The sequence below is a fragment of the Streptomyces sp. NPDC006450 genome, from assembly GCF_040612195.1.
Classification (GTDB): Bacteria; Actinomycetota; Actinomycetes; order Streptomycetales; family Streptomycetaceae; genus Streptomyces.
The window spans coordinates 1-23,675 of the sequence record NZ_JBEXPT010000082.1 but is presented as its reverse complement, the minus strand read 5'-3'; the positions used below and the strand labels follow the sequence as shown (position 1 = coordinate 23,675).

Genomic DNA, 23,675 nt, shown 5'->3' with positions numbered 1-23,675 from the left:
GCGGGTCGGGCCACGTGCGGTGACGGCTGCGGGTCGGGCCACCTGTGCTGGCGGGTGCGGGTCGGGCCACGTGCGGTGACGGCTGCGGGTCGGGCCACCTGTGCTGGCGGGTGCCGGCCGGCCACCTGCGCCGACTCCCCGTTCACCTGCGGCGACGGCCCTCCCGCGCCCCGCCCGGATGGGCTATCGCCGCATGCGGCGGGGCGGGGGCGCTGTGAGAGTGCGAGATGTGACCACAGCCGAAGGTGCAGCCCCCGCCATATCCGCCGCGGCACCGCCCGTCCTCGACCGGCGCTCGCGCAACATCGTGTTCGGCACGATCATGCTCGGCGTGCTGCTGGCGGCCCTGGACCAGACGATCGTGGGCACGGCGCTGCCCACGATCGTGGCGGACCTCGGCGGCGGGGACCACATGTCGTGGGTCGTGACCTCCTACCTGCTCACGGAGACGGTCGCGACCGTGCTCGTCGGCAAGTTCGGTGACCTCTTCGGCCGGAAACTGGTCTTCCAGGTCTCCGCCATCGTCTTCATCACCGGCTCGTTCCTGTGCGGCCTCGCGAGCAACATGACCCTGCTCATCCTGTGGCGGGGCATCCAGGGCATCGGCGCCGGCGGGCTGATGGTCACCGCGATGGCGCTGATCGCCGACGTGGTCCCGCTGCGCGAACGCGGCAAGTACCAGGGCGCGATCGGCGCGGTCTTCGGCGTCGCCACGGTGATCGGGCCGCTGCTCGGCGGGCTGTTCACCGACCACCTGACCTGGCGCTGGGCCTTCTACGTCAACGTGCCGATCGCGATCCTGGTCGTGGTGGCGGCCGCGAAGACGATCCCCTCCGTGCGCGCCGCCGGCAAGCCGGTCATCGACTACCTGGGCATCGCGCTGGTCGCGATCGGCGCGAGCGCGCTGATCCTGGCCACCAGCCTCGGCGGGAACGAGTACGCCTGGAGCTCGCCGCTCATCATCGGGCTCTTCGCGGGCGGCGTCGTGGCACTGGCTCTGTTCTGCCTGGTGGAGACGCGTGCCGAGCAGCCGATGCTGCCGATGCGGCTGTTCGGCAACCCCGTCTTCTCGGTCTGCTCCGTCCTCAGCTTCGTCGTCGGCTTCGCGATGCTCGGCGCGATGATCTTCCTGCCGACGTACCTGCAGTACGTGGACGGGGATTCGGCCACCGTCTCCGGCGTACGGACGCTGCCGCTGGTCATCGGCCTGCTGATCGCGTCGGTCTTCAGCGGCAACGTCACGAGCAAGACCGGGCACTACCGGATCTTCCCGATCGTCGGCTCCGCCGTGATGGGCTTCGGGCTCTACCTGCTGTCGCGGATGGGCCCGCAGTCCAACGCCTGGCTGGAATCGCTCTACATGTTCGTCCTCGGCGTCGGCATCGGCCTGAGCATGCAGGTGCTGACCATCGCCGTGCAGAACACCGTGGACTACGCCGACCTCGGCACCGCGACCTCGGGCGTCACCTTCTTCCGCACCCTCGGCAGCGCCTTCGGGACCGCCGTCTTCGGAACGATCTACGCCAACACCCTGGGGCCCGCGCTGGAGAAGGGCGTGGCCGAGGCCGCGCGCGTCACCGGAGAGGACCCGCAGCAGCTGGCCGCGGCCGCGCAGAGCCCGCAGGGCGTGCACGGCCTGGATCCGGCGGCGGCCGGGCCGATCATCGACGCGTACGCGGACACCCTGCACACGGTGTTCCTGTGGACGGTGCCCGTGGCGGTGGTCGGATTCGTCGTCGCCCTGTTCCTCAAGCAGGTCAAGCTGCGCGACACCGCGCGGGCCGGCTCCACGGACATGGGCGACGGCTTCGGCTCGCCCGCCACGGCCTCCGGGGACTCGGCGAAGCTGCTGGAACTGGCGGTCGGCAAGCTGGTGCGGAGCATGGGGCCGGAGGCGGCCCGCGGGATCGTCAACTCCTCGGACACCCGACTGGACATGGCGGGCGCGTGGGCGGTGATGCAGGTGGACCTGCTGACCCGCACCGTCGGCTACGCGAGCCTGGGACTCATCGCCTCCCGCCGGCACCTGCCCCCGGAGGTGCTGCTGCCGGTCTTCGAACGGATGGTGGAGGAGGGCTACATGACGCGGCAGAACGGCTTCTACGCCCAGACCCCGGCGGGGGAGCGGGAAGCGGGCGTCATCTCGGACGCGTGGGCCCAGTGGCTCGGCGACCAGTTGGAGAAGGACCGGGGCCGTCCGCGCAGCGCGGAGCTGCGGGCCGCGGCGGACGCGATCGCGAAGCGGCTGCTGGCGGAGGACCTGCGAGACGGAAACTTCGCCCCGCGGGCGATGGCGGGGCGGCCTTGAGGGGGCCTTCGTCGCCGCTCGCGCCGCCGTTGGTGGCCGTGGGCGAGAGCGGGGCTGCAAGGCGATCGGGGTGCCGGTGGAACCTCGGGGCGTGCGCGGACGTCTGATCAAGAGAAGGCGGACGGTCTACGGGGGAGCTGGGCATGACGATCACGCTGGCGGAGGAGATCACGCTGCTGTCGCTGGACGACGCGTCCGGATCGGTGAAGCAGCGGCAGTTGGTGGGCTGGGCCGTGGCGGGCGGGATCCTGCTCGAACTCGTGCTCGCGGGGCGGGTGGTGGTGACCGGCAAGTACCTGGAACTGGTGGACACCTCGCCCACCGGTGAGGAACTGCTCGACGGCCGGATCGAGGTGATGCAGACCTGGATGCGCGGCCGGAGCAAGCGCCGGGTGACCGACTGGCTGATGAAGGACCAGGCCAAGGCCATCGCCGCGGCGGTGGAGCGGCTGAGCGGGCGCGGCGTGGTCGTGGAGGAGCGGCGCAAGGCCCTCGGTGTGTTCCGGGTGCGGCGGTACCCCGAGGCCGACGGCACGATCGAGCGCGCGCTGCGCGAACGTCTCGCCTCCGTCGTCCTCAAGGGCACCGAGCCGGACGAACGCACCGCGAGCCTCGTCGCCCTGATCCACGCGGCCAAACTGCACGGGCTGGCCTTCCCGGGCCGCCCGCGCAAGGAGATCTCCGCGCGCACGGCGGAGATTGCCGGCGGGCAGTGGGCCACCGAGAGCGTCCGCTCCGCCATCCGCGACATGCAGATGGCGGTGGCCGCGATCACCGTGGTGACGGTCGCGACGGCCGGCTAGGCCGTCGGGTCACGGGGTCGTGGCCGTCGGGTAGTCGTACGAGGGCACGTGCGGGAGGACCGGGGCGAGTTCGGGCCGCCAGGCGCGCAGGGCCGCCGCGGACGGCGCGTAGAGGGCCGCCGGGATCTCGGCAGGGGCGAACCAGGACCAGCGGGTGATCTTGTGGGGCTCGGTGACCGTGGCCGTGCCCTCGGCCGCCGAGGTGACGGCCGCGGCCGTCAGCTGGGTCCGGACGGAGTCCGCGTCGAGCAGGATGGAAACGATCCGGATGTCCTCGGGAGCGGCGCGCAGCGCGGTCTCCTCGGCCAGTTCGCGGGCGGCGGCCTGTTCGAAGCCCTCCCCGGGATCGACCTTGCCGCCGGGCAGTTCCCAGCGCCCGTCGTGCGCCTGGCCGAGCAGCACCCGGCCGTCGTGGCCGACCACGACCAGACCGACTCCGACGACGGCGTGGGAGCGGGAGACGGCGCGTCCGGTGGGTTCGCCGGGTTCGGTACTCATGGGCGTCCTTCGGTGGATCGGGGTGCTGGGGCTGCGTGCGGTGCGGCCCGGCTGTGACCTTACGTCCAGGACCCCCGCCCGGGCGGGGGACGGAGCGTGCCGCTTCCGACCGCGGATCAGCCGGACTGCCCTGTACCCGGCCCCGGCCCCGGCCCTGCCCCCGGCTCCGGCACCAGCACTTCGGAGAGGTCGTAGCCGACGACTTCCTCCAGCTGGGCGTACGTACAGCTTCGCGGCTCCCGGTCCGGTCGCATGCGGCGGAACTGCGCGGTGTGCCGGAACCGGTCGCCCTCCATGTGGTCGTAGGCCACCTCGCAGACCCACTCGGGGCGCAGCGGTACCCAGGACAGGTCCTTCTTCCCGGTCCAGCGGCTCTGCGCCCCGGGCAGCCGGGCGCTCTCGTGGGCGGACTCCTCGGCCCAGGCGGCCCACGGATGTCCCTCGGGGTCGGGCATCCGCAGCGGTTCGAGCTCCTCGATCAGCTCGGCGCGGCGCTTCATCGGGAAGGCGGCGCAGACCCCCACGTGCTGGAGGGTGCCGTGGGCGTCGTAGAGCCCCAGGAGCAGCGATCCGACAATCGGACCGCTCTTGTGGAAACGGAAACCCGCGATGACGGCGTCGGCCGTACGCTCGTGCTTGATCTTGAACATGAGGCGGGCATCGGGCCGGTAGGGGAGATCGAGGGGTTTGGCGACGACCCCGTCGAGCCCGGCGCCTTCGAATCGTTCGAACCACTCCCGCGCGAGCGCCGGGTCGGTGGTCGCGGGCGCGAGGTGTACGGGGGGCCGAGCGGTGGAGAGCATGCGGGTCAGGGCGGCACGGCGGTCGGCGAGCGGTGTGTCGAGGAGGGCCTCGTCGCCCAGTGCGAGCAGGTCGAAAGCCACGAACGAGGCCGGGGTGGTCTCGGCGAGCAGTTTCACCCGGGAGGCGGCGGGATGGATCCGCTCGCTGAGCCGGTCGAAATCGAGCCGCCCGCCCTGCACGACGACGATCTCTCCGTCGACCACGCAGCGGTCGGGCAGATTGGCCTTCAGAGCCTCCACCAGCTCGGGAAAATACCTGGTCAGGCTCTTACCGGTGCGGCTGCCGAGCTCGATCTCGGCCCCGTCCCGGTGGACGATCGCGCGGAAGCCGTCCCACTTGGCCTCGTACTGCATGCCCGGTGGGATCTTGGACACGGATTTGGCGAGCATCGGCTTCACGGGTGGCATGACCGGCAGATCCATGTCTCCGATTCTGGGGTGGTGCGCCCGGGCCCGCTCGGTGTGCGGGGCCGCGCGGGTCCGCCTACCGTGGCGCACATGGGTGCAGCGGGCAAAGCGATCGAGCTGGAGGCCGGCGGCCGGGCCGTGCGGCTGTCCAGCCCGGACAAGGTGTACTTCCCCGAGCGCGGCCTCACCAAGGGGGACGTGGCTGCCTACTACCTCGCGGTCGCGGACGGGATCACCCGCGCCCTGCGCAACCGGCCCACGACCCTGGAGCGGTTCCCGGACGGGGTGGAGGGCGAGTCCTTCTTCCAGAAGAGGGCCCCGAAGAACCTGCCCGACTGGATCCCCACCGCCCACATCGCCTTCCCGAGCGGCCGCACCGCCGACGAGATCTGCCCGACCGAGCCGGCCGCCGTCCTGTGGGCCGCCAATCTGGGGTGCCTCACCTTCCACCCCTGGCCGGTCCGGCGGGAGGACACCGACCATCCCGACGAGCTGCGCATCGACCTGGACCCGCAGCCGGGCACCGACTACCACCACGCGGTCGCGGTCGCCCACGAACTGCGCGTACTCCTGGAGGAACTGGGCCTACGAGGCTGGCCCAAGACCTCGGGCGGCCGGGGCCTGCACGTGTTCGTGCCGATCGCACCGCGCTGGACCTTCACGGAGGTCCGCAGGTGCGCCATCGCCATCGGCCGGGACCTGGAGCGCCGGATGCCGGGGAAGGTCACCACCGCCTGGTGGAAGGAGGAGCGCGGCGAGCGGATCTTCGTCGACTACAACCAGACGGCGCGCGACCGCACCATCGCCTCCGCCTACTCCGTCCGCCCGCACCCGCACGCCCCGGTCTCCGCGCCGCTGCGCTGGGACGAGCTGGACGAGGCGGAGCCGCGCGACTTCGACATCGTGACGATGCCGGCCCGCTTCGCGGAACTGGGCGATCTGCACGCGGACATGGACGAGCACGCTTTCGCCCTGGACGCCGCGCTGGAACTGGCCGACCGGCACGAACACGACCACGGCCTCGGCGACATGCCGTACCCGCCGGACTACCCGAAGATGCCGGGCGAGCCCAAACGGGTCCAGCCGAGCCGCGCGAAGCCCGAGGACTGACGGCCTAGGCCCGGGGAAGGCGGCGCAGGGCGGCGGTGAAGGCGGAGTCACGGTGCGCGTCGAACTCCTCCTGCGTGAAGACCGGGGTGCTGACGTCGACCGGAATGCCCGGACCGTCGAAGGTCTTCCCGGTACGGGTCAGGAACTGTTCGTTGGGCAGGCCGAGCTCCCAGCCGTTGGGAAGGGTGCGGCCGAGCACGTCGGAGAAGACGCCCTGGGTCGGCCGGCCGATGCGCACCGGCCGGCCGGGACGCTCCATGAGGGCCTGGGTGAAGGTCTCGCCCGCGCTCATGGTGGAGCCGCCGGTGAGCACGGCGATCGGCCCGGTGTAGCGGGGGCCGCGCGCGGGCTGGACGTACAGGGGCTGCGGGCGGGTGAACCGGGTCGCGTCGGCGGGATCGTTGCGCACGCGCTTGGCGTAGGCGAAGTACGGGCGGTCCGTGAGCCGGGCGGCCAGGCGCAGGCCGAGCTCGTCGGAGCCGCCGCCGTTGATCCGCAGGTCGATGACCAGGCCGCGCAGGCGGGCGGTGCGCTCGGCGGTGAAGACGCTCTCCAGGGCACGGTCGAGCTCGGCGCTCTCGGAAGCGAAGTCACCGCTCTCGGTGTAGCCGCCGAAGCCGGAGAGGCGCAGGTAGCCGCGGCCGTCGGGCAGGTCGGCGTAGGAGATGCGGCCCTGGGCGAACTCCTGCGGCGCCCGTCCGCCGAGGTCCACCTCCTGGATGTACGCCTTGACGCGGGTCTCGAGTTCGAGGGTCGGCATCTCGGTGCCCGGGCGGACCTCGCCGAAGAACCGGTCGCCGCCGGAGAGGTGGACGTGCGCGTCGTGCAGCGGGGCGAGCATCTCCCTGAAGACGGCGAAGAGTTCGTCCTCGGTGGTGCCGGAGTGCACGCGGGGGCGGTGGCTCTCGCGCACGGCGTTCCAGTCGACGCCCTTGGCGGCGAAGAAGGGGTAGTTCTCCGCGAAGGTCTGCCAGAACACGTCGAAGGTGGCGACCGGGTCCGCGGCGGGGCCGGGCTCCTGGGCCCCGCGGCACCGCTCGGGCAGGGCGGCGAGGCGACGGGTCGCGCGGTCGCCGAAATCAGTCGTCCGCATGCTCGCGGCGCAGGTACTCGGAGCGGGACCGGAGGATGTCCACGGCCTCGTGGATCGAGCAGCCGAGGTGCTCTCGGAACAGCATGACGACCCTGATGGTCTTGCCGCTGCGGATCTCTTCGTCCGCGAAGGAGAGCGGGCCGGCCGTCCAGGGAGCGGACGCGGGATCTCCACCGGGCCAGTTGACGTCGGCCAGGGTGACGAGCAGGCGGCCGTCCGAGAGCGCCACCGCCACGTCGGTGCCGCGGGCCGCCTTCTCCATGAAGGCAACGGGTGCAGTGTGGTCCAGGAGGAAGACGAAGTGCCGGGCCGTACGCCGGCGCCACTCGTCGCGCTCGCCGTCGCCGACCAGACGCAGGTTGGAGTTCCAGGCCGCCTGGGCGAGAACGGACACGAACAGTCCGAGGAAGTCCGACGGCAGCAGGTGGGAGATGGGCCAATTGGCACAGTTGAAGATCAACAGGCCGACGTCGAGCTCACCGCGTCCTACATCCCCTGGAAGAGTTCCCCACTGTCGTGCTACCTGGGATCGTCCGTGTTCCAGGGGTAGTCGAAGAGGCCGGGCTTGATTCCCCATGCGTTGAGCACCGTGCTCAGCTCGGATTCGTCTGCGGCGTCGGCGGACCTGATGAGGGTTGCGCCCAAGTCGTAATCGAAGCCATCCATGTGTTCGGGTTCGTATTCCCAATGCTCCATTCGAAAGCGGCGTTGCGTGCCGCCGCGAACCCATCCCTCGTCCCGGGACTGGACGTCAGGCTCGCTCTGAGCAGGACGGATGTCCACGAATGCGCGGCGATCCGGTCGCGATGCCGGTACTTCCGCGACCAGTCGCCTCCCGAACCTGAGCGCGGTCCGCTTGTCCGTGGGCCAGTCCGATCCCTCATTCATGGGGCTCATTCTGTCCCTGTCGGCGAAGGGCCGTGGAGTCGGGCCCGGGAGATCTCTGGAACCGCTAGGCCCCGGGCACGCGCGAACGGGCAGCACATCCCACCGCCTGCTGGCGGCCGGTCCGTGGGATGTCTGAGCGCGCGGTATCGCGAGGAGTCTGCTCCCGTGCGCTGCAGTGTGCCCGCGACGGACCTCCCGTCGGCCCCGTGCTCTCAATTGCGACCGCTGTATCCGACGCGCGCTTCTGGCTAGTCTGCGCACATGGCGGAGTACCCCGGGTTCGGCGCGATGCTGGCGTGCTTGCTGGACCGCAGGGAAGTCGGCGCGCAGGAATGGGCCGATCGCGCTGAGCTGAGCGCAGACGAGGTCCGCGCAGTGCTCGCAGGAGATGGCCCCGGCGAGGAACTGCTCCGGCGGCTTGCGCCTCCTTTGGGTTTCCACGCCGTCGACCTGTTCATCCTGGCGGGGCTGGCAGTTCCGGATGACATGGCGCCGCTGGACGCCGCGGCCGCGATGTGGGTGGGGAATGCGGCGAGGCACGCTGCGAGACTTCCCGCAGGGGGACGCCGCGCGCTCCTGCAGGTGATCCGCTCAATGCCGCAGGAGGAACGGCGTTCCAGCTTCGTCCCCAAACCGCCCGTGCCCCTCGTGGGCGGTCCCGGCGCTGGGGCCATCCGCATGCTCCAGTACCGCAACCTGAACTGGTCGGGAATGGCGAGGACGCTTGCGTCCGTGACGCCCACGTACCTGTCAGCAGCCACGTACGGTGCGATCGGCTCTGGTCGCAAGGAGCTGACCCCGGCTTTGGTGAGGGACATCGCTGTCCTGCTGGGGATCGACGCCCGCGACCTGGCCGTGCTCACGGGCGTCATTCTCCGTGCCGTACCACCGCCCCCGACCCCGGAGGCCGTGGATACCGCAGACCTGCTGTGGGAGGCGCGGCGCCTGTCCACCGAGCAGGCACGACAGGTCTCCGCGCTTGCGAGCTCCATGCGTGAAAACTCCCCCGACGCGCACCTCATGGAACTACCCGATCTCTGACCCCTGGGGGCAGTCCCGAGGGACCGGATCGTCTGATGTCCTCCCATGTCCGCGACTACCGCTGCTGGGTTGGCTGACGCAGTACGCCAGTCGCCCAAGTGTGGTGCCACGACAACTTGGTTGGGTGGCAACGGGTAGCGGGGCCCGGGAGCCTGTCCGCATGATCGCATTCATAACAACACGAACGATCGTGCTAATATCTCCTTGTCATTCTGACGTGCCAGCGCCGTCTGGCCACTCTGAGGAGATCCGGAGAACCGGGCATGCACCCCATGGCTTCACTCCTGAGCACGACCCTCAACATCACCGCCCGGGTCGCCCCGGGGCCGGTCGGGCGGGTGGCGTTCGCGCTGTTCGTGCGGCCGCTCGGCCGGCCGGAGGCGAAGCCGGGCGAGGCGGAGGTCATGGCCCGGGCCGTGACGGGCCGGCTCGTCGTGGACGGGATACCCGTGACCACGTACCGCTGGGGCGACGGTGACCGGCCCGTTCTCGTCGTGCACGGCTGGACCTCGCGCGCCTCGCGCTTCGCCGGGTTCGTCGAGGCGCTGCTGGCCGAGGACCGGACCGTGGTCTCCTTCGACGCACCCGGTCACGGCGCGTCCGGCGGCCGGGCCACCACCATCCTCCGGCAGCGCGAGATCATCCGGCAACTGCATGCGCAGCACGGGGAGTTCTCGGCCGTCCTGGCGCACTCCTTCGGGGTGGTGTCCACCTTCTTCGCGCTGCGGGACGGCATCCGGGCCGACCGGATCGTCGGTATCGGTGCCATCGCGGACTTCGACTTCCTCGCCTCGCGGTTCCGCGCGATGCTGGGCCTGAACCAGGCCGTCGAGGACGCCCTGCGGCGCCACATCCAGCGTCGGCTCTTCCCGTCCGAGTCCGACATCTGGCCCCGCTTCGACGCGTGCCACCGCCCCGAGGAGATCCCCTCGGAGATCCTGCTCGTGCACGACACGGACGATGACACCGCGGCCCCCGCCCAGTCCCGCGCCCTGGCGGCGGCCTACGGGAAGCGGGCCCGCCTGATCGAGACGAGCGGGCTCGGCCACCGCCGCATCCTCCTCGACCCAGGCGTCATCGACGCCACCGCCGAGTTCCTGAGCGCGACCCCGCCGCAGACCCGCGCGGCGAACCCTGCCGAGTCCGCGGGAGCCGCCCGATGACCGGATCGCTCGCCCGGCCAGAGGCGGTCACCGCGCCCGATACCGGGTGGCACGGGGTCGGGGGTGGCCCCGGGGGTGGGCGGGTGCTCGCACTGGCCAGTGCCGTCACCTTTCTCGCCTTCCTCGACGCCACCGTCGTCAACGTCGCCTTCCCCGACCTGCGCCGGGCCTTCCCCGAGGTGTCGCTGGCCCGCCTGACCTGGGTCGTCAGTGCCTACGCCGTCCTGTTCGCGGCCCTGCTCGCCGCGGCCGGCCGGCTCGCGGACACCCTGGGCCGCCGAGCCCTGTTCCTCGGGTCGACCCTCGCCTTCACCGTGGCCTCGCTCCTCGCCAGCGCCGCCCCCACCGCCGAGCTGCTCATCCTGGCCCGCGCCCTCCAGGGCGCGGCGGCCGCCGGGATGATCCCCGCCTCGCTGGGCCTCGTACTCGCCCACACCCCGCCCGCCCGCCGGGCCGCCGCCCTCGGTGCCTGGTCGGCGGCGGGCGGACTGGCCGCCGCCGTCGGCCCGAGCATCGGCGGGCTGCTCGTCGAGTGGTGGGACTGGCGCGCGATCTTCCTCGTCAACGTCCCGCTCGGCCTGGCCGTCTGCTGGGCCGCCGCCCGCGTCATCCCCCGGGAACCCCGCACGGGGCGCCGGCTCCCCGACCCCCTCGGTACGACGGCGCTCGCCCTCGGCATCGGGGGAGTGGTGGCCGGGCTCTCCCAGGGCGCGGAGTGGGGCTGGACCGATCCGAAGGTGCTCACCCTGGTCATCGGCGGAGCCCTGGCGGGCACCCTCGCGCTGCGCCGCTCGCGCAGCCATCCCGCTCCGGCCGTCGACCGGGACCTGTGGCGCGACCCGCTGTTCGCCCGCGCCAACATCGGCGCCCTGCTCTTCGGCGCCGCCATGTACGCGTGGCTGCTGACCGGCCCGTCCTACCTCATCGAGCGCTGGAACTACTCGGTCCTGCAAGCGGCCTTCGGTGTCACACCGGGCGCCGTGCTCGCCATGGCCGGTGCGCTGGTCGTCGGCCGCCGGGTGCCCGCCCGTCTCCAAGGGGCCGCCGTCACCGTCGGATCGCTGCTCTTCGCCGCCAACGCCCTGCTGCTGTGGGGCTGGGCCGGGGAGTCCACCTCGTACGCCCAGATCTTCCTGCCCGCGGGCCTGCTCGGCGGCCTCGGCATCGGGGTCGTGGTGACCGCGCTGTCCACGACGGCCTCGGCCGGCCTCCCGCCGCAGCGCTTCGCGGCCGGCACCGGCCTGCTGATGACGGCCCGCCAGCTCGGCGGCGCCCTCGGTGTCGCCGCCACGGCGGCCCTGCTCACCGGGTCCGGCACGGGGGACCACTGGCGCGGAGTCTTCCTGCTGACCGCGTTCACCGCGCTGGGCGCGGCGATCGCCGGCGCCTCGATGCGGCTCAGCGACCCGGCGAAGCCGACGCCGAAGCCGAAGTCGAAGCCGCCGCGGGCGCCGCGGTCGACGCGGCAGGGAGGCTGACGGCCGGAGCGTCGCCGGCGGAGAAACGGGCGACCGAGAACGTGAAGAGGGGCGGCCGCTCCGGGAGTTCCTCCGGGGCGGCCGTCGCCGCGCGCAGCCGGGCGAGGATGCCCCGCGCGGCCCGGTCGTAGGCCTTGGTGTCCTCGTGCAGCACGCCGTGCGCGTTGGCCAGCTCCATCATCGCCATGATCTCGAAGGCGAGCTGCTCCACCTCCACGTCCCCGGCCGGTTCGCGGAACCCGCCCGCCAGGCGGGCCTCGTCGAGCAGCCGCTCCACGTACCGCGTCCAGTCGCCGCGGATCCTGGCGATCTCGTCGCGGACGGGCCCGGGGCGCGAATCGAACTCGGCGGAGGCGGAGTAGAAGAAGCAGCCGCCGGGGAAGACCCGGCGGCCGGAGTAGCGGAGCCAGCTCTCGCACAGCCGCCACACCTTGGCGAGCCCGGCGGGCTCGTCGGATACGGGCCGCACGACCTGCTCGACGAAGACGGACCGGGCGGCATGCACGGTGGCGAGCTGCAGCTCCTCCTTGGAACCGAAGAGGGCGAACACGCCGCTCTTGCTCAGCCCCAGATCCGTGGCGATCTTCCCCAGCGACAGCCCTTCCAGGCCGTCCACCGAGGCGATGCTCATCGTCCGTTCCAGGACGGTCCGCCGCGTCTGGTTCCCGCGCTCCACGCGTCCGTCTGCCATGCCGCCATGGTACCGAAGCCATCGCACGCACGGTCGTTCACTTGGTGGCTGTTGATCAGGCGTTGATCGGACGTCCATCGCCGCGGGACAGGCTCTGCGGCATGTCGATGAACACCACCGATACCGTCACCGCCGTCCCGGCCTGGTACGAACTCGCCCTCTGTGCCCAGACGGGCCCGGGCTTCTTCTTCCCGGAGCCCGGCTCCTCACTCCGCGACGCGAAGCGGCTGTGCGGCGCCTGCGAGGGCCGCAAGCCCTGCCTGGACTACGCCCTGGCCAACGACGAACGCTTCGGCGTCTGGGGCGGTCTGTCCGAAGCCGAACGACAGGCCCTGCGCCGGCGGCCCTGACCGTCCGCCGGCCCCGACCTGCCGGCCGTCCTCACCTTCCGGCGGCCTTGCCGCGCGGCCCCCGGACCCGGCAGGGCGGCGGCTCACCCCAGCAGTTCCGTGATCCGCGAGGTCCCGGCGCCGCCCGGCGGCCCGGGCGGCCGGGGACTGGGATCGGCGAAGGAGAGGGTGTGCGCGACCGCCTCCAGGATGGCGGTGTACGCATCGGCGTGCTCGGTGGCCGCACTGGTGAGGTCGAGCAGCAGCAGGTGGCGTCCGTCCGGATGCGCCGTGACGGCCCTGGCCTGGAACAGCCCCCGGTCGGTACCGGGGACGGGGAGGACCCCGGAGACCAGGGCGCACGGGAGCCCCGAGGCCAGGTCGAGGAACCTGCGCGTCGAGCCGCCGCCGGAGGCGGACCGGGCCAGGGCCAGGGCAGCCCGCGCCACGGCGGCCCCGGCGCCTGCGTCTTCGGTGGGCCGGACGGCGAGGGAGAACAGCGAGGTGGAGAGGGTCTCCGGGCCCTCGGGGTGGAGGCCGACCGCGGTGTGGACCAGGTGCAGGCCGGGCTGAGCGGCGAGTTCGTCGAGGCAGTCCATCAGCCGGCCGAGCTGTGATCCCGCGCCGACTCCGGCCTCCGCACCGGTACCCGCACCCGTGCCCGACCCCGCTCCGGCACCCGTACCCGCCCCCGCTTCGGCACCCGATCCCGCTCCCGCACCCGATCCCGCACCCGCACCCCCGCCCCCGCCGTCGCCGCCCAGGGCCCCCAGGACTTCGGCGACCTCTTCCAGGGCGTCCCGGTCCTCCGGACGGATGTCGTGGAACCCGGGCGGCAGCCGGAACCAGACCGGCGGGACGGAGCGGATCGTCACGGCTGCACCAGCGTCCAGAGACGGGCCGACTTCGCGACCGTGGACGGACCGTCCTCCACGGCCACCCGCGTGCCGTCCACCGCCGTGGACCCGCGGTCGACGGTTTCGTCGTCGCCGGTGTAGTCGGCGGCGGCCGTGGCCGCTCCGGTGCCCGCCACGGCCACCCCCACGCGCTCCCTGACCTCGGGCGTCGACGACCGCAGGGCCCACGCGGCGAGCGGGCTCTCCACCTTGCGCAGTTCGTCCGCCGTGTTCCACGTCGTGCGGGCGAAGGCCCCCGCACCCGGTGAGACACCCGCCAGGGCGCCGGCCTCCGGGACCGCCATGGCCGCGCGGGCCGCGACCGTACCGGCCCTCGCGCCCGAGGCGACGGCGGCCACGCCCGGGACGGCGCCGAGGCCGTCGCCGAGCAGGGTCACGCTGTTCTTCCAGAACGCGGCGTCGAACTTGCCCCGCGTGAAACCCTTGGTCAGCGGCTTGCGGAAGCCGGGGTCCGCGAGGTGCGCGGTCAGGGCGGCCAGCGAGAGCCCTCCCGCGACCAGCATGACCGCCATCCCGGCCGGCGGGAAGAAGAGGGCGACGGCCGCACCGGCCGCCCCCAGAATGGCCGCTGCGTTCGAGAGGGCGTCCGCCGGATTGTCGACGATCTTGTTCCAGACCGACTCCAGCACGCCGGGCTCCTTCGGTGCCAGCCGCCGGGCCGTCGCCGTGAGCGTGTCCGCCACCCGGCGGGCCGCCGCAGCGTGCTCGGAGGCCAGCTCGGCGGCCAGCCGGCGGGCGTCGGTGAGGGCCTCGTCAGTGGTGGCCGCGGCGGCCTGGGAGGCGTAGCGCGAGGCCAGGGCGCGGTGCGCGGCCAGGGTGTCGTGCCAGCCGGTCAGCCGGCGCGCGGCCTCCGCCAGCGAGGTGTGGGCCGCGTGGAGGTGGCGGGGGAGCTCCCGCGACAGCGAGGCGCGGAAGGCGGTGGCGGCCTCGCCCTGCCAGGCCGAGCTGTGGGAGACCAGGGCGTCGACGACGCGGGAGGTCTCCGCGAGGCAGTCCGCCGAGGAGCGGAGCTTCTTCGCCAGGGCCAGGACCGCGAACGGGCTCCCCGGGGCCGGGTCGAAGCCGAGTGCGGAGTGATCGGCGGCCGGGGAGTCAGCCACGGGTGGACGCCGCCTGCCGGAAGGCCGAGCGGATGGCCTCTTCGAGCTCCGCGTACTCGGCGGCGCTACGGCGCACGCCCTCGCGTACGGCCTTGATCCGTCCGGCGAGCTCCTTGGTGCCGTGGCCCCAGCTCTCCTGGAAGCCGTCGCACGCGGCGTCGAGGTCCGCCGTGCCCAGTTGGTCGGCCCGTACGTGGTCCAGCTCCCGCCGGGCCTCGCGCAGGGCGGTCAGCGAGGTGTCCAGGGCGTTGGTGAGGCGGGCCAGCTGGTCGATCTCGACCTGGAGCGGCGTCATGGCGGTCATGACGCGAAACCCTGGCAGAGCGGGGCTCTGCCAGGGCAATCGTCGTCACCCGCCCGAGCGAGCGGAAACCGGTCAGCTCGCGGCGCGGGGGCCGGATCAGGCCTTGCGGGCCGCGATGCGGGCGGCGCGGGCGGCCAGCCGCTCGTCGAACTTGCGGGCCTCGGTGTCGAGGCCGTTCATGAAGAGACCGAGCTCCTCCTGGGCCTTCTGCCCGTCCGGGCCGAGGCCGTCGATGTCCATGATCTTCAGGAAGCGGATCACGGGGCTCAGCACGTCGTCGTGGTGGATCCGCAGGTTGTAGACCCCGCCGATCGCCATCTGCGCGGCCATCCGCTCGAAGCCGGGCATGCCGTGTCCGGGCATCCGGAAGTCGACCACGACGTCGCGTACGGCCTGCATCGTCAGGTCCGGGGCGATCTGGAAGGCCGCGCCCAGGAGGTTGCGGTAGAAGACCATGTGCAGGTTCTCGTCCTGCGCGATGCGGGCCAGCATGCGGTCGCAGACCGGGTCACCGGACTGGTGGCCGGTGTTGCGGTGCGAGATGCGGGTCGCTAGCTCCTGGAAGGCCACGTACGCCACGGAGTGCAGCATCGAGTGGCGGTTGTCGGACTCGAACCCCTCCGACATGTGCTGCATCCGGAATGCTTCGAGCTTGTCCGGGTCCACGGCGCGCGAGGCCAGCAGGTAGTCGCGCATCACGATGCCGTGGCGGCCCTCCTCGGCGGTCCAGCGGTGCACCCAGGTGCCCCAGGCGCCGTTGCGGCCGAAAAGGGAGGCGATCTCGTGGTGGTAGCTGGGGAGGTTGTCCTCGGTCAGCAGGTTCACGACGAGCGCGATCTTGCCGATCTCGGTGACCTTCGACTGCTTCGGGTCCCAGGCTTCGCCGTCCTCGAAGAAACCGGGGAAGTTCCGGCCGTCGCTCCACGGGACGTACTCGTGGGGCATCCAGTCCTTGGTGACTGCCAGATGGCGGTTGAGTTCCTTCTCGACCACCTCTTCCAGCGCGAACAGCAGCTTGGCGTCCGTCCACGCCTCCGAGCTGCCGAGGTGGGGAGAGGTGATCGTCACGGGTACTCCTGAGTGCAAAGCGAATTACCTACGGTTCCGTAGCCTACGGAGTCGTAGGTTAAGCGCGACATCAAGACCAGCCAAGCCCCAAGGGGGACTATGTCCGATTACGTCCCGTTATCTGTGCACTCTGAGGGGGGTATTTCGTGGCCTGAAGGGACCAAAGTCATGCCAGCAGGTGGTCCGCATCCCCTGCCTTGACGGCCGAGATCAGTGCACGGAGTGCCTCGATCGAGTCGGTGACGTAGGCGGCGGAGCCGGTGGTTCCGATGTACGCCTTCCCCTCCGCGTCCCGGCCGAAGCGGAAACAGTTCGCCCCCTCGCTGCAGAACGCCTCGTCCCAGGCGATGCCGGCCGTCGCCGACGCGGTCGCCGGGGTGGTCGCCGTCGTGGTCGTCGTGCCCATGTCGTTCTCTCGTCTCCTCGTCGGATCCGGTCAGGTGGCCGGTCGGCCGGTCGGGTGGTCGGCCCGGTCAGAGGGTCCGTGCGATGGCGCGGATGAAATCGCGGGAGTCGCGGGCCGGCAGCGCCAGGGAGCGCAGCCGGTCCAGCAGGCCCCGGTAGCGGAGCAGCTTCATCTGCGAATCCAGCAACATCGATCCGTGTGAACTGTCCAGCTGTACGGTGTCCAGCTCGCTGATCGTGGCGGCCGCGTACGTGAAGGACTGGCCGGCGCCGGGGAACCCGCCGGCGGTGAACGGAATCACGCGCACGGTCGTACGCGCCCGCTCCGACTGCTCCAATATGTGGTCGAGCTGCGCCCGCGCCACCTTCGGACCGCCGAACTGCATGCGCAGCGCCGCCTCGTGCACGACCGCCTCGTACAGCGGCGGCGCCTCGCGCGCGAACACCTGCTGGCGGTGCATGCGCAGGGCGAGCCGCGCCCGCAGGTCGGGTTCGGGCAGGGGCGGGTCGGCCGTGTCGAAGACGGCCCGCGCGTGCGCCTCGGTCTGCAGCAGCCCGGGTATGTGCGTGGTCACGGCGGTGTGCAACGCGACGGCGTGGTGCTCCAGTTCGCAGATGTCCAGCAGGGCGGGCGGCAGCATTCCCCGGTGCTGCTCCCACCACCCCTTGCTGCGCTCCTGCGCCATCGAGGCGAGCACGTCGACCAGCCCCGTGTCGGGGCAGTCGTAATTGAAGGCGAGGGTGCGGACACGCTCGGCGCTGATCGCGATCCGACCGGATTCGATGTTGGGGATCCGGGTGCGGTCCACCCCCATGAGCGCCGCGGCCTGCTGCACCGACATGCCCGACTGCTCGCGGAGTTTGCGCAGCTCGGAGCCCAGGCGCTGCTGGCGTGCGGTCGGCGTACTCCTCGGTGGCACAGGGTCCCTCTCCTCCGGCCGGGGCATGCGGGAATGCCCCATGAGTCCGGAAATGCGATGAGAAATCATCACGTGGTCGTACAAGTAGTAGCACTGTGCACCACGTTGCGCTACGGTCGGTAGCGCAAGTCTCACACGGGGCGACCCACGGCTCTTGTATGACCACACGGCCATCCACGCATTCAGCACCTCAGAACCTTGGAGCAGCACGATGACGGGCACTCTCCGTGGCCTGCGGTCGGTCCACGAGTTCCGGCAGGCCCCGCCAGGGGCGGAGAAGCTGAGCTACTCCATAGGCCTGCCGGGCGGCGCCCACAGTGCGGGCAGCGCCCGCGGCGCCCTGCGGTCCCTGCTCGACCGGCACGGACTGCCCGACCTGTGTGACGGCGCGGCCCTCGCCGCCTCCGAACTGGTGGCCTGCGCCTACCGGTTCACGCCCGACAAGGAGATGGTGCTCAAAGTCCGCTGGCACTTCGACGCGCTGCGGATCGTCGTCTTCGACCAGCACCCGGCGCACTCCTCGCCCGAGGCGAGCGAGGAGTGCAGGCGCCGGCGCAGCCGCGGCATGTGGCTGCTCGCGGCGGTGGTCGAGTCCTGCGGCGGGGACTGGGGGCTCACCCCCGTGCTCACCCCGATGGGGGGCACCAAGTCCTGGGCGTTACTGCCCATGCCGCGCTAGCGCTCGCCCTCCGTACGGCAATCCCCCCGTGCGGATCGCACGCGCTGTCACCCGTGCCACAGCGACCGGTGGACCTCCTCGGCCGTCGTCGGCCGCAGCCCGTCGTCGAGCAGCAGCCACCGCGTGATGCCGATCGATTCCAGGAACGGCACGTCATGGCTCGCCACCACGAGCGCCCCTTCGTAGGAATCCAGGGCGCCGGTCAGCTGCCGTACGCTCGCCAGGTCCAGGTTGTTGGTCGGCTCGTCCAGCATGAGCAGCTGCGGGGCCGGCTCCGCGAGCAGCAGGGCCGCCAGCGTCGCCCGGAACCGCTCGCCGCCCGACAGGGTGCCGGCCGGCCGGTCCGCCCGCGCACCCCGGAACAGGAAGTGCGCGAGCCGCGCCCGGATCAGGTTGTTCGTCGCGTGCGGGGCGAACCGCGCCACGTTCTCCACGACCGAGCGCTCGTCGTCCAGTACGTCGAGCCGCTGCGGCAGGAACCGGGCCGGGACATGGGTCACCGACTCGCCCGACAGCGGGGCCAGTTGCCCCGCGATCGTGCGCAGCAAGGTGGTCTTGCCCGAGCCGTTGGCCCCCACCAGCGCGATCCGCTCCGGACCGCGCAGCTCCCACTCGCCCGCGATCGCTGCACCGTGGACGGGGTGCAACCCGCTCAGGGTGACCACGCGGCGCCCCGGCGGGACCTGGGTGGCGGGCAGTTTGATCCGGATCTCGGCGTCGTCGCGTACCGCCAGCTCGGCCTGGTCGAGGCGTTCCTCGGCCTCCGCCAGCTTCTCGGTGTGCATGATGCGGTGCTTGCCCGCCGACTCCTGGGCCGCACGCTTGCGGGCACCCATGACGATCTTCGGTTCGCGCTTGGTCTCGAACATCTTCTGGCCGTACCGCTTGCGCCGGGCCAGTTTGGCGTGTGCCTGCGCCAGTTCGCGCTTCTGCCGCTGTACGTCGCCCTCCGCGACCCGGACCATCCGCTCGGCCGCCTCCTGCTCGGCCGCCAGCATCTCCTCGTAGTCCGTGAAGTTGCCGCCGTACCAGCGGATTTCGCCTTCGCGCAGGTCGGCGATCTGGTCGACCCGGTCCAGGAGCTCGCGGTCGTGGCTGACCAGGAGCATCACCCCGGACCAGGATTCGACGGCCGCGTACAGCCGGCGCCGGGCCCGCAGGTCGAGGTTGTTGGTGGGCTCGTCCAGCAGCAGGACGTCCGGACGGCTCAGCAGCAGAGCGGCCAGCCGGAGCAACACGCACTCCCCGCCGGACAGTTCGCCGGTGGTGCGGTCCAGGCCGATGCGGCCGAGACCGAGCTGGTCGAGCGTGGCGAGTGCCCGTTCCTCCACGTCCCAGTCGTCGCCGACGGCCGCGAAGTTCGCCTCGGTCGCCTCGCCCGCCTCGATGGCGTGCAGGGCGGCCCGGGCGGTGTGGACGCCGAGCGCCTCGTCCACCCGTAGGGCGGTGTCGAAGGTGACGGTCTGCGGAAGCTGGCCGACGGTGCCGGACACGGCCAACTGGCCTTCGGTCGGCGCCAGTTCCCCGGCAATGAGCTTCAGCAGGGTGGACTTCCCGCAGCCGTTGCGCCCGATCAGGCCGGTACGGCCGGGGCCGACGGTCAACTGGAACTCCTCGAAGACGGGTGTTCCGTCGGGCCAGTCGAAGGACAGGTCGGAGCAGGTGATGAACGTGGGAGCAGGACTCATGGAGGCCTCCAGGTTGCGTGAGTGGTGAGTGCAACGCGGGGAGACAGCGGACCGCGGATGAGGGCGGTGGTCGGTGTCTCGGACCTCAGAGAAGCAACGTCCTGCTCCGTTTCGACGGCGATGGGGCGTCTACGAAGCTACGGGCCGGCCGGAGCCGCCGGCAAACGAATTAAACGCATCAAACGAATCAAACGAATCGAACGAATCGAACGAAGCGGAGCGAAGGGATCGGAGGGGGCGGGTCGGAGGGGGCCGGGGGCCCGGAGCCGGCGCGGAGGGTCAGCAGGAGCCGCGCATCAGATCGGCGAGGCTCTGGTCCATGTCGAGGTACAGGTGCTCCAGGCCGGGCAGCACGATCGTCGAGGCACGCTCCAGGAAGCGGCGCAGCTCGGCCGTCACCATCAGCACGATCGCGACCCCCTCGGGCGCGTGGAACTCCACGGTGGTCCGGTCGGCGTCGTACGGGCGCACGCGCACGTCCCCGTAGCCGGAGGGGCGGGCCAGTCCGGACTCCAGCAGCTCGCGGGAGAACGTCCACGAGACCTCGACGCCCTCCAGGGTCGCCGGTGCGGGGAAGGCCATCCGGACAGCGAAGGGATCGGATCGGTCGTAGCAGAGCGTGACGGGGACGGTGTCGACCTTCGGTGCGGTGGCGACCAGTCGGGCCTGCACGGCCTGCTCGATGACAGTGATCAAGGCTCGCTCCCTTGCGGCGGATCTCGTGCCGGACCGCGGGGTGGGGGCCCGGCAACGGGATAGACGCGTGAATCGGCGAATCCGTGCACGCGACCTGGAGTGAGCTGTGTCACCGAATGGCCTGAACGCGCCTGTGTGATCGCACAGGGTGACGGGTGGCGCGGGGATCCGGGGCCGGTCAGCAGGCCCCGGAGCGATCTCAGTACGGCTGGTTCCCGCTCACTCCACAGGCCCAAAGCACTTCCTGGACCGCCCGCCCCGCACCACCCGGCGCCCTGCTAGACCACGGGGTTCTCCCGTACCGTCGCCAGGTCCGCCGACGTCTTCGTCGCGAGGAATTCGGTGATGCGGTAGGTGCAGACGCCCGCCACCGTGAAGGGGTCCTCGGCCGCGATCTTCTCGATCTCCTTGCGGGAGACCCCGCCGGCCAGGATCATGCCCCCGTCGCGCGGGACCTTGCGGCCCGAGGCGAGGAAGATGCCGGCGGCGTAGTAGCCGTCCAGCCACGCGAGGTGCGCGTCCATCTCCTCTTCGACGGCTTCGACGGGCGCGGTGTAGGTGAGCTCCATGACGAACATGATCGCCAGGCTACTCTCGCACCACTATGACGAGTGCGAAGACCCCCGCCGACGAGGCCGAGGCCAAGGCGATACAGGACGAATTGCGCGACCAGGTCGTCCTGGCCGAAACAGGACCCCTGTCCGGCGAAGGGCTGATCGCCGGGGTGGACGTGGCCTACGACGACGAGCGGGACCTGGTGGCCGCCGCGGCCGTCGTGCTCGACGCCGCCACCCTGAAGGTCGTCGAGGAGGCCACCTCCGTCGGCCACGTCAGCTTCCCCTACGTACCCGGCCTGCTCGCCTTCCGCGAGCTGCCGACCGTGCTCGCCGCGCTGGAGTCACTGACGGTCACGCCCGGTCTGGTCGTCTGCGACGGCTACGGGCTGGCCCACCCGCGCCGCTTCGGGCTCGCCTGCCACCTCGGCGTGGTCACCGGGCTGCCCGCCATCGGCGTCGCGAAGAACCCGTTCACCTTCACCTACGAGGAACCGGGCGCGCGGCGAGGGGACTCCTCCCCGCTCCGCGCACCCGACGGCGAGGTCGTCGGGCGGGCGCTGCGCACACAGGACGGGATCAAGCCCGTGTACGTATCGGTGGGCCACCGCGTCTCCCTGGACAACGCCTGCGCGCACGCCCTGGTGCTGAGCCCCCGCTTCCGCATCCCGGAGACCACCCGGCACGCCGACTCCCTGTGCCGGCGGGCCCTGCGCGAAGCCACCGCCTAGGGACGCGGCGCGCGCCGGCCGGCCCGTCGGCCCGGGCGGAGGTTCAGTCGGAGGCCGCCACCCGGAAGCGGATGCCCGCCTTCTGGAGCCGGTCCAGCAGGGCGTCGCCCATCGCCACGGCGGTGGTCAGCTGTCCGGAGAGCTCGGGCAGGGCGTCGTAGGCGAGGCAGAGCGCGGACTCCGCGAGCATCTTCGCGGTCTCCCCGTAGCCCGGGTCGCCGCCCGAGACCTCGGTGAAGACCCGGCGGCCGCCGCCCTCGCCCACGAACCGCACGCTGAACCAGCTGCGCGCCCGCCGCTCCGCGTCCGGGCCCTGGCCCGGCTCCCAGCGGGCCGCGAGCCACTGGCGCACCGGCGGGATCTGCGCGAGGGCCGCCACGCCGCCGACCGCCGCCGTACCGCCCACGGCGACCGGAAGGTGCCGTACGGAGGCGTAGTGCCGGTAGCGGAAGTCCGGGCCGTACCGCTCCAGCGCGGCCGCCGACCGGGCCACGACCTGGACGTCCAGGACGGGCAGCGGCAGGGCCCAGGTGCCGGTCTCCCGGCTGAAGCGCGGCGCGCCCACGGGGACCCGTACGCGCCGGCCCAGCAGCCGGGGCTCGTGCATCCGGCGTGCGCGGGCGGCGGCGAGGTTCTGCGGTCCGCGGCCCAGCGCGGTGAGCACCGTGGTGAAGGTGCCGCCCGAGAACAGGGCGTTGGAGCGCAGGAACGCGTCCACGGTCAGCGGGACCCCGGTCGGCAGCTGCTGGACCGTGAAGTACGCCCCGAGGTCGGCCGGGATGGAGTCGAAGCCGCAGGCGTGCACGATCCGGGCGCCGCTCTCGCGGGCCCGCGCGTCGTGCTCGACGTACATCCGGTCCACGAACTCCGGCTCGCCGGTGAGGTCCAGGTAGTCGGTGCCCGCCGCCGCGCAGGCAGCCACCAGCGGGGCCCCGTACCAGACGTACGGCCCCACGGTCGTGGCCAGCACCCGGGTGGAGGCGGCCAGTTCGCGCGTCGCCGCGGCGTCCTGGGCGTCTGCGCGCAGCAGCGGCAGGTCCGCGCAGCGCGGGTCCAGGGCGGTCAGCCGCTCGCGCAGCCGCTCCAGCTTCGCGAGGTCCCGCCCGGCGAGGGCCCAGCGGCAGTCCGCGGGGGCGTGCGCCGCGAGGTACTCGGCGGTCAGCGCCCCCACGAAGCCGGTCGCGCCGAAGAGCACGAGGTCGTACTCCCGTTCCGCGGTGCGCGGTTCGTGCCGTACAGCTGCGTTCATCGGGAACCTCCCAGACGGTGTCGGTGCCGGTGGTGGCTGAGGCTAGCGCGTGGCCGCCCTACGGTGGACAGCGCCCCGGTACCGCCCCGCCCGGATGCCGGCCCCCGTTCGGATGCCGGCCCCCGGCCCGGTGCCGGCCCCCGGCCCGGTGACGGGCCGCTGTCCGCCGTACGGCCGCGTCAGGGGCCGATTCCTCCGGCCTCCCCGCGGCCGGCCGGTCTAGCGTGGGGAGGGACGGTCCGCGCGAGCGGGTGCGGCCTGCGAGGAGTGGAGGTTCGCGTGAAGGCTGGGGTGCGCAGGTGGGAGGCGGTGCGGGAGTTCGCCCTGGGGCTGCCGCAGGCGCGGGAGGAGTTCCCCTGGGGTCCCGAGGACTGCGTGGTGAAGGTCAACAAGAAGATCTTCGTCTTCCTCGGGAACACCGACGGCCCTTCGCCCGGCATCTCCGTGAAGCTCAAGGACGAGGCCCTGCACGGGCACGCCATGACGGCGCCCGGCGCGGAGCCGACCGGATACGGGCTGGGGAAGGCGGGCTGGGTCTCCGTACCGCTGGGGCAGAAGGGGGCGCCCTCCGCCGAGGTGCTGTGCGAATGGGTGGAGGAGAGCTACCGGACCGTCGCGCTGAAGCGGGACCTCAAGGAGCTCGACGCGCGGACGTCCGGACCCGGCGCGGGGTCCGGCGCGCGGCCCCGGGGCGGGCCCCCCCGCCGGGGTAAAAACCCCACCCGCGTATCGGATGGTGGTGTGGGGGTTG

The 23,675-nt window shown here is 72.0% G+C and carries 23 protein-coding genes and 3 pseudogenes; 10 read left to right on the top strand and 16 right to left on the bottom strand.

The window, feature by feature from the left end:
* Window positions 1–229: 229 nt before the first annotated feature.
* Both ABZY57_RS22545 and ABZY57_RS22540 read left to right on the top strand, forming a co-directional pair.
* Window positions 230–2,308 (top strand): MDR family MFS transporter, encoded by a 2,079-nt coding sequence (locus tag ABZY57_RS22545; protein WP_356514602.1) that lies wholly within the window; start codon window positions 230–232, stop codon window positions 2,306–2,308.
* A 143-nt stretch (window positions 2,309–2,451) separates the two neighbouring features.
* A complete protein-coding gene (locus tag ABZY57_RS22540) occupies window positions 2,452–3,111 on the top strand; it encodes a GPP34 family phosphoprotein (protein WP_356514600.1) in 660 nt (219 codons plus the stop codon).
* A gap of 9 nt (window positions 3,112–3,120) precedes the next feature.
* On the opposite strand, the gene ABZY57_RS22535 is transcribed toward ABZY57_RS22540, so the two are convergent.
* A complete protein-coding gene (locus ABZY57_RS22535; protein WP_356514598.1) occupies window positions 3,121–3,609 on the bottom strand; it encodes an NUDIX hydrolase in 489 nt (162 codons plus the stop codon).
* Window positions 3,610–3,725: 116 nt separating this feature from the next.
* The gene (locus ABZY57_RS22530) at window positions 3,726–4,835 is read right to left on the bottom strand and encodes an ATP-dependent DNA ligase (RefSeq protein ID WP_356514596.1); all 1,110 of its coding nucleotides are present in this window, start codon (window positions 4,833–4,835) and stop codon (window positions 3,726–3,728) included.
* 75 nt (window positions 4,836–4,910) lie between these two features.
* Between ABZY57_RS22530 and ligD the strand changes: the two genes are divergently transcribed.
* On the top strand, window positions 4,911–5,930 hold the full coding sequence (ligD, locus tag ABZY57_RS22525; protein ID WP_356514594.1) for a non-homologous end-joining DNA ligase: 1,020 nt from the start codon (window positions 4,911–4,913) through the stop codon (window positions 5,928–5,930).
* A gap of 4 nt (window positions 5,931–5,934) precedes the next feature.
* Here ligD and ABZY57_RS22520 read toward each other — a convergent pair.
* The 3 genes and pseudogenes from ABZY57_RS22520 to ABZY57_RS22510 all read right to left on the bottom strand — a co-directional run.
* Window positions 5,935–7,089: pseudogene (locus tag ABZY57_RS22520) on the bottom strand (S41 family peptidase); the annotation flags it as partial.
* Window positions 7,010–7,483, bottom strand: a complete 474-nt coding sequence (locus tag ABZY57_RS22515) for a hypothetical protein (RefSeq protein ID WP_356514592.1) — start codon at window positions 7,481–7,483, stop codon at window positions 7,010–7,012. The pseudogene ABZY57_RS22520 and the gene ABZY57_RS22515, both read right to left, overlap by 80 nt.
* Before the next feature lie 59 nt (window positions 7,484–7,542).
* Window positions 7,543–7,911, bottom strand: coding sequence for a hypothetical protein (locus tag ABZY57_RS22510; RefSeq protein WP_356514590.1), 369 nt, complete (start codon window positions 7,909–7,911; stop codon window positions 7,543–7,545).
* 261 nt (window positions 7,912–8,172) lie between these two features.
* Here ABZY57_RS22510 and ABZY57_RS22505 point away from each other — a divergent pair, with 261 nt between their 5' ends.
* The 3 genes from ABZY57_RS22505 (at window position 8,173) to ABZY57_RS22495 (ending at window position 11,593) form a co-directional block, all read left to right on the top strand.
* On the top strand, window positions 8,173–8,952 hold the full coding sequence (locus ABZY57_RS22505; RefSeq protein ID WP_356514588.1) for a hypothetical protein: 780 nt from the start codon (window positions 8,173–8,175) through the stop codon (window positions 8,950–8,952).
* Window positions 8,953–9,224: 272 nt separating this feature from the next.
* A complete protein-coding gene (locus ABZY57_RS22500) occupies window positions 9,225–10,115 on the top strand; it encodes an alpha/beta hydrolase (protein WP_356514586.1) in 891 nt (296 codons plus the stop codon).
* Between the two features lie 83 nt (window positions 10,116–10,198).
* Window positions 10,199–11,593 (top strand): DHA2 family efflux MFS transporter permease subunit, encoded by a 1,395-nt coding sequence (locus ABZY57_RS22495; RefSeq protein ID WP_356514584.1) that lies wholly within the window; start codon window positions 10,199–10,201, stop codon window positions 11,591–11,593.
* An 85-nt stretch (window positions 11,594–11,678) separates the two neighbouring features.
* Here ABZY57_RS22495 and ABZY57_RS22490 read toward each other — a convergent pair.
* Window positions 11,679–12,284: pseudogene (locus ABZY57_RS22490) on the bottom strand (TetR/AcrR family transcriptional regulator); the annotation flags it as partial.
* Between the two features lie 101 nt (window positions 12,285–12,385).
* On the opposite strand from ABZY57_RS22490, the gene ABZY57_RS22485 reads away from it, so the two are divergent.
* Window positions 12,386–12,634, top strand: a complete 249-nt coding sequence (locus ABZY57_RS22485) for a WhiB family transcriptional regulator (protein WP_356514582.1) — start codon at window positions 12,386–12,388, stop codon at window positions 12,632–12,634.
* An 83-nt stretch (window positions 12,635–12,717) separates the two neighbouring features.
* Here ABZY57_RS22485 and ABZY57_RS22480 read toward each other — a convergent pair whose 3' ends face one another.
* The 6 genes from ABZY57_RS22480 to ABZY57_RS22455 all read right to left on the bottom strand — a co-directional run bounded on the left by ABZY57_RS22480 (window position 12,718) and on the right by ABZY57_RS22455 (window position 17,327).
* Window positions 12,718–13,488, bottom strand: a complete 771-nt coding sequence (locus ABZY57_RS22480; protein WP_356514580.1) for a hypothetical protein — start codon at window positions 13,486–13,488, stop codon at window positions 12,718–12,720.
* Window positions 13,485–14,630, bottom strand: a complete 1,146-nt coding sequence (locus ABZY57_RS22475) for a hypothetical protein (protein WP_356514578.1) — start codon at window positions 14,628–14,630, stop codon at window positions 13,485–13,487. Before ABZY57_RS22475 ends, ABZY57_RS22480 begins: the two co-directional genes overlap by 4 nt.
* The gene (locus ABZY57_RS22470) at window positions 14,623–14,934 is read right to left on the bottom strand and encodes a hypothetical protein (RefSeq protein ID WP_356514576.1); all 312 of its coding nucleotides are present in this window, start codon (window positions 14,932–14,934) and stop codon (window positions 14,623–14,625) included. Before ABZY57_RS22470 ends, ABZY57_RS22475 begins: the two co-directional genes overlap by 8 nt.
* 96 nt (window positions 14,935–15,030) lie before the next feature.
* Window positions 15,031–16,002: an acyl-ACP desaturase gene (locus tag ABZY57_RS22465; protein WP_356514574.1), complete on the bottom strand. Its 972-nt coding sequence runs from the start codon at window positions 16,000–16,002 to the stop codon at window positions 15,031–15,033.
* Window positions 16,003–16,168: 166 nt separating this feature from the next.
* On the bottom strand, window positions 16,169–16,408 hold the full coding sequence (locus ABZY57_RS22460) for a hypothetical protein (protein WP_356514572.1): 240 nt from the start codon (window positions 16,406–16,408) through the stop codon (window positions 16,169–16,171).
* A gap of 67 nt (window positions 16,409–16,475) precedes the next feature.
* Window positions 16,476–17,327 carry a helix-turn-helix transcriptional regulator gene (locus ABZY57_RS22455; RefSeq protein ID WP_356514570.1) on the bottom strand — a complete coding sequence of 284 codons (852 nt, stop codon included), beginning with the start codon at window positions 17,325–17,327 and terminating at the stop codon, window positions 16,476–16,478.
* 211 nt (window positions 17,328–17,538) lie between these two features.
* Between ABZY57_RS22455 and ABZY57_RS22450 the strand changes: the two genes are divergently transcribed.
* Window positions 17,539–18,006 carry an ATP-binding protein gene (locus tag ABZY57_RS22450; RefSeq protein ID WP_356514568.1) on the top strand — a complete coding sequence of 156 codons (468 nt, stop codon included), beginning with the start codon at window positions 17,539–17,541 and terminating at the stop codon, window positions 18,004–18,006.
* A gap of 47 nt (window positions 18,007–18,053) precedes the next feature.
* Here the strand turns inward: ABZY57_RS22450 and ABZY57_RS22445 are convergent, their stop codons facing one another.
* The 3 genes from ABZY57_RS22445 to ABZY57_RS22435 form a co-directional block, all read right to left on the bottom strand.
* Window positions 18,054–19,694, bottom strand: a complete 1,641-nt coding sequence (locus ABZY57_RS22445) for an ABC-F family ATP-binding cassette domain-containing protein (RefSeq protein WP_356514566.1) — start codon at window positions 19,692–19,694, stop codon at window positions 18,054–18,056.
* Between the two features lie 279 nt (window positions 19,695–19,973).
* Window positions 19,974–20,390, bottom strand: coding sequence for an SsgA family sporulation/cell division regulator (locus ABZY57_RS22440; protein WP_356514564.1), 417 nt, complete (start codon window positions 20,388–20,390; stop codon window positions 19,974–19,976).
* Between the two features lie 278 nt (window positions 20,391–20,668).
* Complete coding sequence (locus ABZY57_RS22435; RefSeq protein WP_356514562.1) at window positions 20,669–20,968, bottom strand: YciI family protein; 300 nt, start codon at window positions 20,966–20,968, stop codon at window positions 20,669–20,671.
* Between the two features lie 26 nt (window positions 20,969–20,994).
* Here ABZY57_RS22435 and ABZY57_RS22430 point away from each other — a divergent pair, with 26 nt between their 5' ends.
* Window positions 20,995–21,675, top strand: coding sequence for an endonuclease V (locus ABZY57_RS22430; RefSeq protein WP_356514560.1), 681 nt, complete (start codon window positions 20,995–20,997; stop codon window positions 21,673–21,675).
* A 43-nt stretch (window positions 21,676–21,718) separates the two neighbouring features.
* Here the strand turns inward: ABZY57_RS22430 and ABZY57_RS22425 are convergent, their stop codons facing one another.
* Window positions 21,719–22,924 (bottom strand): saccharopine dehydrogenase NADP-binding domain-containing protein, encoded by a 1,206-nt coding sequence (locus tag ABZY57_RS22425; protein WP_356514558.1) that lies wholly within the window; start codon window positions 22,922–22,924, stop codon window positions 21,719–21,721.
* 267 nt (window positions 22,925–23,191) lie between these two features.
* Here ABZY57_RS22425 and ABZY57_RS22420 point away from each other — a divergent pair.
* Window positions 23,192–23,575 (top strand): annotated as a pseudogene (locus ABZY57_RS22420) (MmcQ/YjbR family DNA-binding protein); the annotation flags it as partial.
* Window positions 23,576–23,675 lie beyond the last annotated feature (100 nt).